This window comes from Pseudoxanthomonas sp. JBR18 (genome assembly GCF_028198165.1).
GTDB lineage: Bacteria > Pseudomonadota > Gammaproteobacteria > Xanthomonadales > Xanthomonadaceae > Pseudoxanthomonas_A.
The window spans coordinates 4,196,235-4,208,348 of record NZ_CP116339.1 but is presented as its reverse complement, the minus strand read 5'-3'; the positions used below and the strand labels follow the sequence as shown (position 1 = coordinate 4,208,348).

The 12,114-nt window shown below is 67.8% G+C and carries 9 protein-coding genes and 1 pseudogene; 7 read left to right on the top strand and 3 right to left on the bottom strand.

What is annotated here, in order from left to right; all coding sequences use genetic code 11:
• Positions 1–26: 26 nt before the first annotated feature.
• The 4 genes and pseudogenes from PJ250_RS18885 to PJ250_RS18870 all read left to right on the top strand — a co-directional run.
• A complete protein-coding gene (locus PJ250_RS18885) occupies positions 27–1,604 on the top strand; it encodes a POT-type proton-dependent oligopeptide transporter (RefSeq protein ID WP_271646149.1) in 1,578 nt (525 codons plus the stop codon).
• A gap of 36 nt (positions 1,605–1,640) precedes the next feature.
• Positions 1,641–2,243: a rhomboid family intramembrane serine protease gene (locus tag PJ250_RS18880; RefSeq protein ID WP_271646148.1), complete on the top strand. Its 603-nt coding sequence runs from the start codon at positions 1,641–1,643 to the stop codon at positions 2,241–2,243.
• An 88-nt stretch (positions 2,244–2,331) separates the two neighbouring features.
• Positions 2,332–3,081, top strand: a complete 750-nt coding sequence (gene gpmA / locus PJ250_RS18875) for a 2,3-diphosphoglycerate-dependent phosphoglycerate mutase (protein ID WP_271646147.1) — start codon at positions 2,332–2,334, stop codon at positions 3,079–3,081.
• 198 nt (positions 3,082–3,279) lie between these two features.
• Positions 3,280–3,354, top strand: a pseudogene (locus PJ250_RS18870) (histidine biosynthesis protein HisIE); the annotation flags it as partial.
• Positions 3,355–4,022: 668 nt separating this feature from the next.
• Here PJ250_RS18870 and PJ250_RS18865 read toward each other — a convergent pair.
• Entirely contained in the window at positions 4,023–4,235 is a 213-nt protein-coding gene (locus tag PJ250_RS18865; protein ID WP_271648704.1) for a hypothetical protein, read from the bottom strand.
• A 259-nt stretch (positions 4,236–4,494) separates the two neighbouring features.
• Here PJ250_RS18865 and PJ250_RS18860 point away from each other — a divergent pair, with 259 nt between their 5' ends.
• Positions 4,495–5,346: a PdaC/RsiV family protein gene (locus PJ250_RS18860; protein WP_271646146.1), complete on the top strand. Its 852-nt coding sequence runs from the start codon at positions 4,495–4,497 to the stop codon at positions 5,344–5,346.
• The gene (gene cfa / locus PJ250_RS18855; RefSeq protein ID WP_271646145.1) at positions 5,343–6,497 is read left to right on the top strand and encodes a cyclopropane fatty acyl phospholipid synthase; all 1,155 of its coding nucleotides are present in this window, start codon (positions 5,343–5,345) and stop codon (positions 6,495–6,497) included. The genes PJ250_RS18860 and cfa overlap by 4 nt, the downstream gene beginning before the upstream one ends.
• A gap of 18 nt (positions 6,498–6,515) precedes the next feature.
• Here cfa and PJ250_RS18850 read toward each other — a convergent pair whose 3' ends face one another.
• On the bottom strand, positions 6,516–6,854 hold the full coding sequence (locus tag PJ250_RS18850) for a DUF3175 domain-containing protein (RefSeq protein ID WP_271646144.1): 339 nt from the start codon (positions 6,852–6,854) through the stop codon (positions 6,516–6,518).
• A 253-nt stretch (positions 6,855–7,107) separates the two neighbouring features.
• Between PJ250_RS18850 and PJ250_RS18845 the strand changes: the two genes are divergently transcribed.
• Entirely contained in the window at positions 7,108–11,556 is a 4,449-nt protein-coding gene (locus PJ250_RS18845; RefSeq protein ID WP_271646143.1) for a DEAD/DEAH box helicase, read from the top strand.
• Here PJ250_RS18845 and PJ250_RS18840 read toward each other — a convergent pair.
• On the bottom strand, positions 11,547–12,113 hold the full coding sequence (locus tag PJ250_RS18840) for a DUF6438 domain-containing protein (RefSeq protein WP_271646142.1): 567 nt from the start codon (positions 12,111–12,113) through the stop codon (positions 11,547–11,549). The two genes, PJ250_RS18845 and PJ250_RS18840, sit on opposite strands and share 10 nt — an antisense overlap.
• Position 12,114: the final 1 nt, after the last annotated feature.

The following is a 12,114-nucleotide window of genomic DNA, read 5'->3' as shown; positions in this document are numbered from 1 at the left end:
CCCGATTCGCCGCCAGCCGTTCCACGATGACCCAGACCCCGTCGCCTGCGGCGCGCCTGCCGCGCCAGATCCCCTACATCATCGGCAACGAGGGCTGCGAGCGCTTCAGCTTCTATGGGATGCGCAACATCCTGACCTCGTTCCTGGTCGGCACCTTGCTGCTATACGCGCCGGAAGCCGAGCGGGCGACGATGGCCAAGGACGTGTTCCACAGCTTCGTCATCGGCGTGTATTTCTTTCCGCTGCTGGGTGGCTGGCTGGCCGACCGCTACTTCGGCAAGTACCACACCGTGCTGTGGTTCTCGCTGATCTACTGCGCCGGCCACGCGTGCCTGGCGATCTTCGAGGACAACCGCCAGGGCTTCTATACCGGGCTGTTCCTGATCGCGCTGGGCTCGGGCGGGATCAAGCCGCTGGTGGTGTCCTTTGTCGGTGACCAGTTCGACCAGCGCAACAAGCACCTGGCGCGCACGGTCTTCGACGCGTTCTACTGGATCATCAATTTCGGCTCGTTCTTCGCCTCGCTGCTGATGCCGATCTTCCTGCGCAGCTACGGTCCGGCGGTGGCCTTCGGCATTCCTGGCGTGCTGATGCTGATCGCCACCATCGTGTTCTGGGCCGGGCGCAGACAGTACGTGAACGTCCCACCCACGCCGGCCGATCCGCATGCCTTCCTCAAGGTGGTGCGCAGCGCGCTGCTGGGACGGGCGGACGGTCAGGGCCGCGCCGGCCTGATCGTGGCCGTGGTCGGAGCCGTGCTTGCCGTGTTGGCCCTGGCCGCCACGCCGGTGCTGGGCTTCGTGGCGGCGGCCTGCCTGGCGCTGGGGCTGGTGATCGCCTTCGGCGGGGCAGGGGCCTCGCTGCAGCTCGACCGCGCCCGGGCGCACCACCCGGATGCGGCGGTCGATGGCGTGCGGGCCGTGCTGCGCATCCTGATCGTGTTCGCCCTGACCACGCCGTTCTTCTCCCTGTTCGACCAGAAGGCCTCGACCTGGGTCCTGCAGGGCCAGGACATGGTGATCCCGCACCAGCTGGCCTGGTGGCCGAGCTGGCTGGTGCGCGATGCGGCGCAGATGCAGGCGCTCAACCCGTTGCTGGTGATGCTGCTGATCCCGTTCAACAACCTGGTCGCTTACCCGCTGCTGCGGCGCCTGGGGTTCGAGCCCACGCCGCTGCGGCGGATGGGCGCGGGCATCGCCCTGGCCGGGGTCTCCTGGGTGTTCGCCGGCGTGCTGCAGCTGGCGATGGATGGCGGGGCGCAGGTCTCGCTGGCCTGGCAGATCGGCCCGTACGCGCTGTTGACCCTGGGCGAGGTGCTGGTCTCGGCCACGGCGCTGGAGTTCGCCTACAGCCAGGCACCTGCGGCGATGAAGGGCGTGATCATGGCGTTCTGGTACCTGGCCACGACCTTCGGCAGCCTGTGGGTGCTGTTGACCAATGCGGCGGTCCGCAACGACGCGCTCACCGCGCGGATCGCCGATACCGGCCTGAGCGAGGCGGCTTTCCTGATGTTCTTCTTCGCCGGATTCGCCTTCTTGGCCGGCCTGGCCTTCGCCTGGTACGCACGACGCTACCCGATGCAGGACAATTACCGGACCGCCTGACCGGCGGGTCCTGTCTCCTCATCCCCGCAGGTTTCGATGTTCACCCTGATCTTCATCGCCGTCACCGCCGTGGTGTCGCTGCTCGCCCTCAACAACCGCCGCATCGCCGATCGCCTGATCCTGTGGCCGCCGGCCATCGACAAAAAGCACCAGTACGACCGCCTGATCACGCATGGCTTCATCCATGCCGACTTCATGCACCTGTTCTTCAACATGTTCACCCTGTTCTTCTTCGGGCGGCAGATCGAGGGCTTCATGACCCAGGAGACGGCGTGGTGGGTGTTCCCGCTGTTCTATCTCTCCGCCCTGGTCGTGGCGATCCTGCCGACCTACCTCAAGCACCAGAAGGATCCCAACTACCTGGGGCTGGGCGCGTCGGGCGCGGTGTCGGCGGTGCTGTTCGCCTTCATCCTGCTGGCGCCGTGGTCGCGCATCCTGGTGTTCGTCATCCCCATGCCGGCGATCCTGTTCGCCGTCCTCTACGTGGTCTACAGCATCTGGATGGACCGGCGCGGCGGCGATCGGGTCAACCACAGCGCGCATCTGGCCGGCGCGGCCTACGGCGTGATGTTCATGCTGATCATGCGCCCGGAGGTCTTTTCGCACTTTCTGGGTGAGTTGAGCCGGCCGCACTTCTAGCCCGCGCCCGCGTGCGGCCGCTACCGGGCGTGGAGGTGGCCTGCCGTACAATCGACAGCCCTTTTCGCCCCCTCCCGGAGAATCCTCAGTGAGCCGCAAACTTGTCCTGCTGCGCCATGGCCAGAGCGAATGGAACCTGGCCAACCGCTTCACCGGCTGGGTCGATGTCGACCTCAGCGAACAGGGCCGCAGCGAGGCCGTCGCCGCCGGCAAGCTGATGCAGGAGGAGGGGCTGAAGTTCGACGTGGCCTACACCTCGGTGCTCAAGCGTGCCATCCACACCCTGCAGCGGGCGCTCAAGCAGATGGACCAGGACTGGCTGCCGGTCCACAAGAGCTGGCGTCTCAACGAGCGCCACTACGGCGGCCTGCAGGGCCTGGACAAGGCCGAGACCGCGGCCAAGCACGGCGAGGACCAGGTCAAGATCTGGCGCCGGTCCTACGACATCCCGCCGCCGCCGATGGACCTGGCCGATCCGGGGCACCCGGCGCACGACCGCCGCTACGCCACCCTGGATCGCAACGCGCTGCCGGCCACCGAGTCGCTGGCGACCACCCTCGATCGCGTGCTGCCGTACTGGCACGACGCCATCGCCCCGTCGCTGAAGGCCGGCCAGACCGTGCTGGTCACCGCCCACGGCAACTCGCTGCGCGCGCTGTACAAGTACCTCAACGGGGTGAGCAAGGAAGAGATCCTGGAGCTCAACATCCCCACCGGCATCCCGCTGCTGTTCGAACTGGACGACGAACTGCAGGTGCAGTCCTATCGCTACCTGGGCGATCCGGAAGCGGCCAAGCGCGCGGCCGAAGCCGTCGCCAACCAGGGCAAGGCCAAGTAGCGATTCGTTGATGCGTGGTGCAGGCATGTCCTGCGCCATGCCGCAGGCGGGCTGAATGCCCGCCTTGGCGGCTCACCGCTTCTGAATGTTTTGCGTGTTATCCCGATGCGCGTGTGACCACTTCAGGAGTTCTGCACGATGGCAACACGCGTCCGCAAGACCGTCGCCAAGAAGGCGGCCAAGAAGTCGACCAAGCCCGCAGCCAAGAAGGCGGCCAAGAAGGCAGCGAAGAAGGCAGTCAAAAAGGCTGCCAAGAAAGCCGTCGCCAAGAAGACGATCCGGACACCCGCCGCGAAGAAGGCAACCAAGAAGCCGACGGCCCGCAAAGCGGTCGCCAAAAAGCCGGCCAAGCGTGCCGCCGCAAAGAAGGCCGTCAAGAAGGTCGCAAGGAAAGCCGCACCGAAGAAGGTCGCCAAGGGCGTCGGGAAGCAGGCCGCCAAGCGCGCGATCAAGAAGACGAGTTCCAGGCCGGCAGTGGCGAAGAAGGTCCCTGCAAAAAAGGCGCCTGCGAAGCAGGCCGTCAAGCGCACCTCGCCCACGCTGACCCAGGCGAGCGCCAAGAAGCTACCGGCGCGCAAGCGGCCCAGCGCCCCGAAGAAGATCAGCCCCGAGCAGGCCTTGGCCAAGACGCGCGAACTGCTCGCCGCCAAGCAGGAACATGATCGCCAGCCGCAACCGTGGCAGATGCTCGACGACGCCGTCGGCCACACCGCTGAGACCGGTTTCGTCCCGCACGAGGAGGCGGCGGCCAAGGCCAACGAACTACATCTGGCCGAAAGCCGGACCAAGGCGGTGCAGGGCAGTGCGTCTGTCCAGGACCGACGCAACCAGGGCAAGCGCGACAACCGCGGTTGAGGCGGTGACCGCTGCGCAAAAAAAAACGGGCGACCCCCGTCGCCCGTCCGTAGCAATAGTAAAGCGATGTTGCTGTGCGGTGGCGGTCAGGAACCGTTGAACGCATTCTTGCTCTGGTCAAACTTTGTGCTTTCCTCTACGCCGTATGACGAGAGCAGGCGCTCGTAAACGGCGTTATTGAGGCGCTCGAATTCCCAGTCATGGGCATGACCGGTCACCGCGAGCTGGTACAACCCTTCGAGCAACGTGAAGTCGCTCGGCACTCCCACCCCCTGGGATCCGTCTTCACCCTGATGCATCGCACTTCCCCCTGCCCAGTGATCGTTGGGGAGGATCAAGCATCAACCATGCCAACCTCGGGACGCGACGCTTCGGCGTCTTCGATCTGGCCGCCCCGGCGGTTTGTGCCGAAAAGTGACGCGGCAGGTCAGCCGCCGTGTATTGCACGGTCATCACCGGGCCGGCGCTAGCCTCGGCGCTGTGCGCCCTGGCCGGTGGGATGGAGCGTTCGCCCGCCGGACCTACACTGCGACCAACACCCTGCCTAGGATGATGCACGTGGGATCCGTAAAAGCCGTTCTTGCTCCGCTGACCCTGACCGCGTTCCTTGCTGCCTGCAGCCCCGGCCAGCCTGACGATGCCGGCGAGGCCAAGCGCCCGCAGGGCTCGGAGACACCCGTTGCGCCTGCGGCCCCGCCGCCGGCCACGACCGAGCCTGCCGCCGATGGCCCCCTGGCCGATGTGGCCGAGTCCGATCCGCGCTATGTGATCGGGATCAGCTTCCCGCGCCAGGCCAACGCCTACCCGGGCATGGTCAAGGTGCTTGGCGATTACGCCCAGTCCGCACGTGCCGAGCTGATGCAGGCGGTCAACGGCCTGGATGGACAGAAACCGTCGGCCCCTTACGAGTTGTCGCTGTCATTCGACGTGGTGGCCGATACGCCAGAGATCTTCGCCGTGGCCGCCGATGGCGGACGCTACACCGGGGGCGCCCATGGCGAGCCGCTGGTGGCGCGCTTCACCTGGCTGCCCAAGCGGCAGGCGTTGCTGACCACCCAGGAGATGCTGCCCACGCCGGCGGGACTGCAGGCGGCCAGCCAATACGTGCGCGAGCAGCTGCACACCAGTGCCTCGCTGCGTGTCGATGATGACACCGTGCCGCCGGACCAGCGCATGCAACTGCTGGATTCGGAGAACCAGATGATCGACGCAGGGACCGCGCCGGAGGTTTCCAACTTCAGCCTGTTCCAGCCGGTGATGAACGCCGACGGGAAAATCGCCGCCGTCCGCTTCGTGTTCCCGCCCTACCAGGTGGGCTCGTACGCCGACGGTACGCAGACCGTGGATGTGCCCGCCCCGGTCCTGCGTCCCTACCTGGCACCGGAGTACGCAGATCTCTTCCTCAAATGAGCCACTTCCAAGCCCCCGCCCATCCCCAGTCCTCCACCGCCCCCCGCTTCGAATCCCGCATTGCGCGCCTGCTGGCCAAGGCCGACGTCCGTCTCAACGGCGAACGGCCCTGGGATCTGCAGGTGCATGACCCCGGGATGTACGGACGGGTCCTGGCACAGGGCTCGCTGGGCCTGGGCGAGAGCTACATGGACGGGGCATGGGATGCGCGCTCACTGGATGGGTTCCTCACCCGGGTGCTGGAAGCACGCCTGGACGAGCAGGTGCACGGCCTGGGCGAAATCTGGGACGCGCTGCGGGCGCGCCTGTTCAATGCCCAGAGCCTGCGGGGTAGCCGCAAGGTCGGCGAGCGGCATTACGACCTGGGCAACGACCTCTACCAGGCCATGCTCGGCAAACGACTGGTCTACAGCTGTGGCTATTGGCGCCAGGCCGACACCCTGGACGACGCGCAGGAGGCCAAGCTCGACCTGGTCTGCCGCAAGCTGGGGCTGCGGCCGGGCATGCGCGTGCTGGACATCGGCTGCGGCTGGGGCGAGGCGCTGAAGTTCGCCGCCGAGCGTTATGGCGTGAGCGGAGTGGGCGTGACCATTTCCCGCGAGCAGGCCGAGTACGCGCGCAAACTGTGCGCTGGGCTGCCGGTGGAGATCGTGCTGCAGGATTATCGCCAGGTGCGCGGACCGTTCGATGCGGTGCTGTCCATCGGCATGTACGAGCACGTCGGGGCCAAGAACTACCGCACCTATTTCGAGGTCGCCCGCCGCGTGCTCAAGGACGAGGGCCTGTTCCTGCTGCACAGCATCGGGACGAACACCTCGCGCAATCGCACTGATCCGTGGATCGCCCGGTACATCTTCCCCAACTCCATGCTGCCTTCGCCCGAGCAGACCACGCGTGCGCTGGAAGGGCTGTTCGTGATCGAGGACTGGCACAACTTCGGGACCGATTACGACCGCACGCTGCAGGCCTGGCGCGCCAACATCGAGGCGGCATGGGGCCGTCTGTCCGCGCGCTACGACGAGCGCTTCCGGCGCATGTGGCGCTTTTATCTGGCCGGATCGATGGCCACCTTCCGCACGCGTCGCTCGCAGCTGTGGCAGTTGGTGCTCTCGCCGCGCGGGGTACGTGGGGGGTATGTGGCGCCGCGCTGAGGGCGGCGCCACTCAACCTCAGGCGGTGGCCGCCTTGCGCGGCTTGCCGTAGAGCGCCCTCAGCTCGTCCTTGGCCTGCTCCAGGATCTCGATGCGCTGCTGGGGCAGGTTCTTGCCGGCGCGGTTGATATAGAAGACCAGCATCGACATGGCCGAGCGGAACGGTGGCGCCTTGCGTCGGGTGCTGGCGTCGGCCGAGTGCTTGAGCGAGCGGGCGATCTCCTTGGGGTCGTCCTGCTCGAAGACGCCGGATTTGAGATCCATCGCATCACTGGTCTCCGAGACGTGCTGCGACCAGCGGTGGTTGTCGTGGGAGGGGGAAGTGTCTTCGTCGTGTCCCTGCTTGAGTGCCATCATCCTGTTTGATCCTCGTTCGCGCTCAGTTGGGTAAAGTGCCGGCGCGCGGCAGGTATGACGCTATCGGTCACGCTGTAAAGCGATTGCAAACCCGGTGTTCGCAATTCCTTTGGCATTCAGGTGCTTTTGTGGGACCCATCCCAGTTTGTTGCCGGTATGCGGTCACGCGTGATCTCGCGCCGCACGTTGACCCGCTGCCTGCGCGACCCCATCTTCAATGGATCGCTGGTGCGCATGCGCAGTGAGCGTCCTCATGCACGACCCTTTGACTTCCTTCCACCCCGCCACCGCGCGTTGGTTCGCAGGTGTATTCGCAGGGCCGACCCCGGCCCAGGCGGCCGCGTGGCCGGCCATCCAGGCGGCGCGGCACACGCTGGTGGCCGCACCGACCGGTTCGGGCAAGACGCTCACCGCGTTTTTGGCGGCGCTGGATGCTCTGGTGGCCGAAGGCGTGGCCGCCGGTGGCGCGCTGCCCGATGAAACCCGGGTGCTCTACGTCTCGCCGCTCAAGGCCTTGTCCAACGATATCCACCTGAACCTGGAAGCGCCGCTGGCCGGCATCCGCACGCAACTGCGCGCCATGGAGCTGCCGGACGTGGCGATCAACACGGCCGTGCGCACCGGCGATACGCCGCAACGCGAGCGCGCCGCCGCGCGCAAGCTGCCGCCGCACGTGCTGGTCACCACCCCCGAGTCGCTGTACGTGCTGCTGGGCAGCGAATCCGGTCGCGCCTCGCTGCGCCACGTACGCACGGTCATCGTCGATGAGATCCACGCGGTGGCCGCCAGCAAGCGCGGCAGCCACCTGGCCCTGTCGCTGGAGCGCCTGGCGAACCTGTGCGAACACCCACCGGTGCGCGTGGGTCTGTCGGCCACGCAGAAGCCCATCGAGCAGGTCGCCCGCTTCCTGGTCGGCAGCCGCCACGTGCATGACGGCGTGCCGGACTGCGCCATCGTCGATATCGGCTATACCCGCCAGCGCGACCTGGCACTGGAGCTGCCGCCCACGCCGCTGTCGGCGGTGCTGTCCGGCGATCAGCTGCAGCAGATCCATGAACGCATCGCGCAGCTGGTGCGTGAACACCGCACCACGCTGGTGTTCGTCAACACCCGGCGCATGGCCGAACGCGTCACCCGACACCTGGGCGAACTGCTGGGCAAGGAGGCGGTGGCCGCGCACCACGGCAGCCTGGCCCGCGATGCGCGCCTGCTGGCCGAGCAACGGCTCAAGGCCGGCCAGCTGCAGGTCCTGGTGGCCACCGCCTCGCTGGAGTTGGGCCTGGACATTGGCGAGGTCGACCTGGTCTGCCAGATCGGGTCGCCGCGCTCGATCGCCACCTTCCTCCAGCGCGCCGGACGCTCCGGGCATGCGGTGGGCGGCACGCCCAAGGCGCGGCTGTTCCCGCAGTCGCGCGACGAACTGGTCGAATGTGCCGCGCTGCTCGATGCCGTGCGGCGCGGCGAGCTCGATGCGCTGCATCTGCTGGAGGCGCCGCGCGATGTGCTCGCCCAGCAGATCGTTGCCGAAACCGCCACCCAGGACTGGGACGAGGACGCCTTGTTCGAGCTGGTGCGCGGTGCCTGGCCGTATGCGCGGCTGGCGCGCGAGGACTTCGACGCGGTGGTGCGGATGCTCTCGGAAGGCTTTGCCACCCGCAACGGCCAGCGTGCCGGGTACGTGCACCGCGATGCGGTCAATGGGCGGTTGCGCCAGCGTCGCGGCGCGCGCATGACCGCGCTCACCAGCGGTGGCACCATCCCCGAGACCGGTGACTACAGCGTGCTGCTGGAGCCGCAGGCGCAGACCATCGGTACGGTCAACGAGGACTTCGCGGTCGAGAGCCTGGCCGGTGATGTCTTTCAGCTGGGCAACATCAGCTACCGGATCCTGCGCGTGGAACCCGGACGCATCCGCGTGGAGGACGCGCGCGGCGCGGCGCCCAACATCCCGTTCTGGATCGGCGAGGCGCCCGGCCGGACCGACGAGCTGTCCCAGGCCGTTTCACGCCTGCGGGCCGAGGTCGCCGGTGCGGTGGAGCAGGGCGGTCGCGACGCGGCCCTGGCCCTGCTGCGCATGCAGCTCCAGCTCGATGCAGAAGCCGCGCGCCAGATCGCCGATTACCTGGCCAGCGCCGCCATCGCCCTGGGCACGCTGCCCACCCAGGACCAACTGGTGATGGAGCGTTTCTTCGACGGCTCCGGCGGCACCCAACTGGTCATTCACAGTCCCTACGGCAGTCGCCTCAACCGCGCCTGGGGCCTGGCCCTGCGCAAGCGCTTCTGCCGCACCTTCAACTTCGAGCTGCAGGCCGCCGCGACCGAGGACGCCATCGTCCTGTCGCTGTCCACCAGCCACAGCTTTCCGCTGGAGGACGTCTGGCATTACCTCAAATCGTCCAGCGCGCTGGAGGTGCTGGTGCAGGCGCTGCTGGACGCGCCGCTGTTCGGTGTGCGCTGGCGCTGGAACGCGACCAACGCACTGGCCTTGCCGCGCTTCACCGGGGGCCGCAAGACCGCCCCGCAGCTGCAGCGGATGAAGTCCGAGGACCTGCTGGCCACGGTGTTCCCCGACCAGGTTGCCTGTTTGGAGAACATCGTCGGCGAGCGCGAGATTCCCGACCATCCGCTGGTCGCCCAGACCCTGGAGGACTGCCTGCACGAGGCCATGGACGCCGAGGGCTGGCTGACCTTGCTGCGACGCATGGAGAGCGGGCAGGTGCGCCTGCTGGCGCGCGACCTGGCCGCGCCCTCGCCGTTGGCGGCCGAGGCGCTCAACGCCAAGCCCTACGCTTTCCTGGACGATGCGCCGCTGGAGGAGCGCCGCACCCAGGCCGTACAATCGCGCCGCTACGCCGATCCGGACAGCGCCGATGACCTGGGCCGGCTCGATCCGGAGGCCATCGCCGCCGTGCGTGCCGAGGCCTGGCCACAGGTGCGCGATGCCGACGAACTGCACGAGGCCTTGACCGGCCTGGGCCTCATCACGCCGAATGAGGTGCGGGACCACGCGGGGTGGGACGCCTGGCTGGCGCAACTGGCCCGCGCCGGCCGCGCCGCACGACTGGAGGATGACGCCGGTGCGCCGGGGCTGTGGATCGGCGCCGAACGCCTGGCCCAGTTCGGCCCGCTGTATGCCAATGCGGTGCCGCAGCCACAGATCGTTGCCCCGCGCGGCTACGACGTGGACGACTGGCAGGCGGAGGGCGCCCTGCGCGAACTGCTGCGCGCGCGCCTGTCCGGCTTCGGTCCGCTGCCGGCGGCGGTGATCGCCGCCGACCTGCAGTTGCCGCTGGCGCAGGTGCAGGCCGGCCTGCTGGCGCTGCAGACCGATGGCTTTGTCATCGCCGGTCGTTTCAGCCCGGGCGCGGCGCAGGACGAATGGTGCGAGCGGCATCTGCTGGCGCGCATCCATCGCTACACGCTGGGCCGACTGCGGCGCGAGATCGAGCCGGTGGCCGTGCGCGACTACGCGCGCTTCCTGTTTCAGTGGCAGCACCTGGACGCGGAGTCGCGCGTGGCCGGGCCCGAAGCCTTGGCCGGCGTACTGGCGCAGCTGGAAGGCTACGAGGCCCAGGCCGCCGTGTGGGAGAGCGAGTTGCTGTCCGCACGCGTGCGCGATTACGCGCCTTCGTGGCTGGACGACCTGTGCAGCGCCGGGCGCACACTGTGGACGCGCCTGCGCCCGGCGCCGGGCGTTGCGTCGTCGTCTTCGACCGAGGTGTCCTCCCGGCGCAAGCGGGCTTCCAGTGCCACGCGCGTGAATGCTGCCGCTTCCGCGCTGAAGCCTGCCGGCGGTACCGGCCAGTCCCTGCGCGCCACGCCCATCCTGCTGCTGCCCCGCCGCAGCGCCGCGCATTGGACGCGCTTGGCGCCCCAGGTCGAAGGCGAGGGCGCGCTCGGCTCGCGCGCGCAGCGCGTGGCCGATTATCTGCAGGCCAACGGGGCATCGTTCTTCGACGAGATCGCCGACGGCGCGCGCCTGCTGTCCACCGAGCTGGAAGACGCGCTGTCCGAGCTGGTCGCGCGTGGGCGCGCGCACTGCGACAGCTTCGGCGGCCTGCGCGCGCTGCTGGTGCCGGCGTCCAAGCGCCCGTCCGCGTTGTCACGCAAGCGTCGGCGCGTGCCGCTGTTCGGTATCCAGGACGCGGGGCGCTGGGCCTTGCTGCGGCCGCTCGCCGCGTTGGATGCCGACGACGCGCAAGCCCGCGCCGAGCAGGCCGAGGCGAGGCGTGCCTCGGTCGAACATATCGCCCGCATCCTGCTGCAACGCTATGGCGTGATTGCCTGGCGCCTGCTGGAGCGCGAGGCGGCGTGGCTGCCGCCCTGGCGCGAACTGGTCCGGGTCTACCAGCGCCTGGAAGCGCGCGGCGAGATCCGTGGCGGCCGCTTCATCGAGGGCCTGTCCGGTGAGCAGTTCGCCTTGCCCGAAGCCATCGGCCTGCTGCGCGAGACCCGCCGCCGCCCCGGCGACGGGCGCCTGGTCTGCCTGTCGGCCAGCGACCCGGCCAACCTGCTGGGTACCGTGCTTCCCGGCGAACGCATCCCGCGCGTGCCCGGCAATCGGGTGGCGTATCGCGATGGCGTGCCGGTGGCCACGTGGGTCAGTGAGCGGTTTGAGTCACTGGTCGAACTCAACGCAGAAGAACGCGCTGCGGTAATGGCGCTGCTGACTGGTCGGGAAGCCGTCTTGCTTCAAAGCTGAGACGGAAGTGGCGCGGGTCTCGATCGAGGATCGGCATCGATCCACTCGGCGATGCCCGTTCGGCTTTCGATGACTTCGATGAGACGATTCAGCTGTCTCGGCTGCTTCCCGCCCCTGCAACCGAAGTAGTACAACACCGTCTTGCGAACGTCGTGGCGTGTGATGGTGATCTCGGCGGTAGGCGCGTCTGTCCACACCTCCTTGCAGCCTTCCTTTAGGGCCGTGTAACGATCGGAGAGGGAGAAGTCATCCATCTCATCGAGTGTCGCGAGAATGGCTTGAACGTCTGCCGCAGCAATGGTCTTTTGGCGTTCGCCAAGTGTGGGGACGGCGCCCAGGCCGGTGTAGCTCAGTTGCCCATCCATACCGAGCTTGAGCTTGTAGCTCGGGCATGTGCCCCAGAAGCATTCGCCGCGATAGAGCTCGACCGAGGAGACCGCGTCATACGTGTTTTGATGTGTGCGGGCTGATGGGGTCGAGCACCCAGTGAGAGCGAGGAGCGTCGCCGTGAACAGGCGGTACCAGCGTCGCAGGCCGTCGGGAGGGCAGGGATTCAAG

What these genes read in the sequence shown, in the direction of transcription:
- PJ250_RS18865 (WP_271648704.1), bottom strand. Translation starts at nt 4,235, where the DNA reads ATGCATCAGGGTGAAGACGGATCCCAGGGGGTGGGAGTGCCGAGCGAC.
- PJ250_RS18850 (WP_271646144.1), bottom strand. Translation starts at nt 6,854, where the DNA reads ATGATGGCACTCAAGCAGGGACACGACGAAGACACTTCCCCCTCCCAC.
- PJ250_RS18880 (WP_271646148.1), top strand. Translation starts at nt 1,641, where the DNA reads ATGTTCACCCTGATCTTCATCGCCGTCACCGCCGTGGTGTCGCTGCTC.
- PJ250_RS18845 (WP_271646143.1), top strand. Translation starts at nt 7,108, where the DNA reads ATGCACGACCCTTTGACTTCCTTCCACCCCGCCACCGCGCGTTGGTTC.
- cfa (WP_271646145.1), top strand. Translation starts at nt 5,343, where the DNA reads ATGAGCCACTTCCAAGCCCCCGCCCATCCCCAGTCCTCCACCGCCCCC.
- PJ250_RS18885 (WP_271646149.1), top strand. Translation starts at nt 27, where the DNA reads ATGACCCAGACCCCGTCGCCTGCGGCGCGCCTGCCGCGCCAGATCCCC.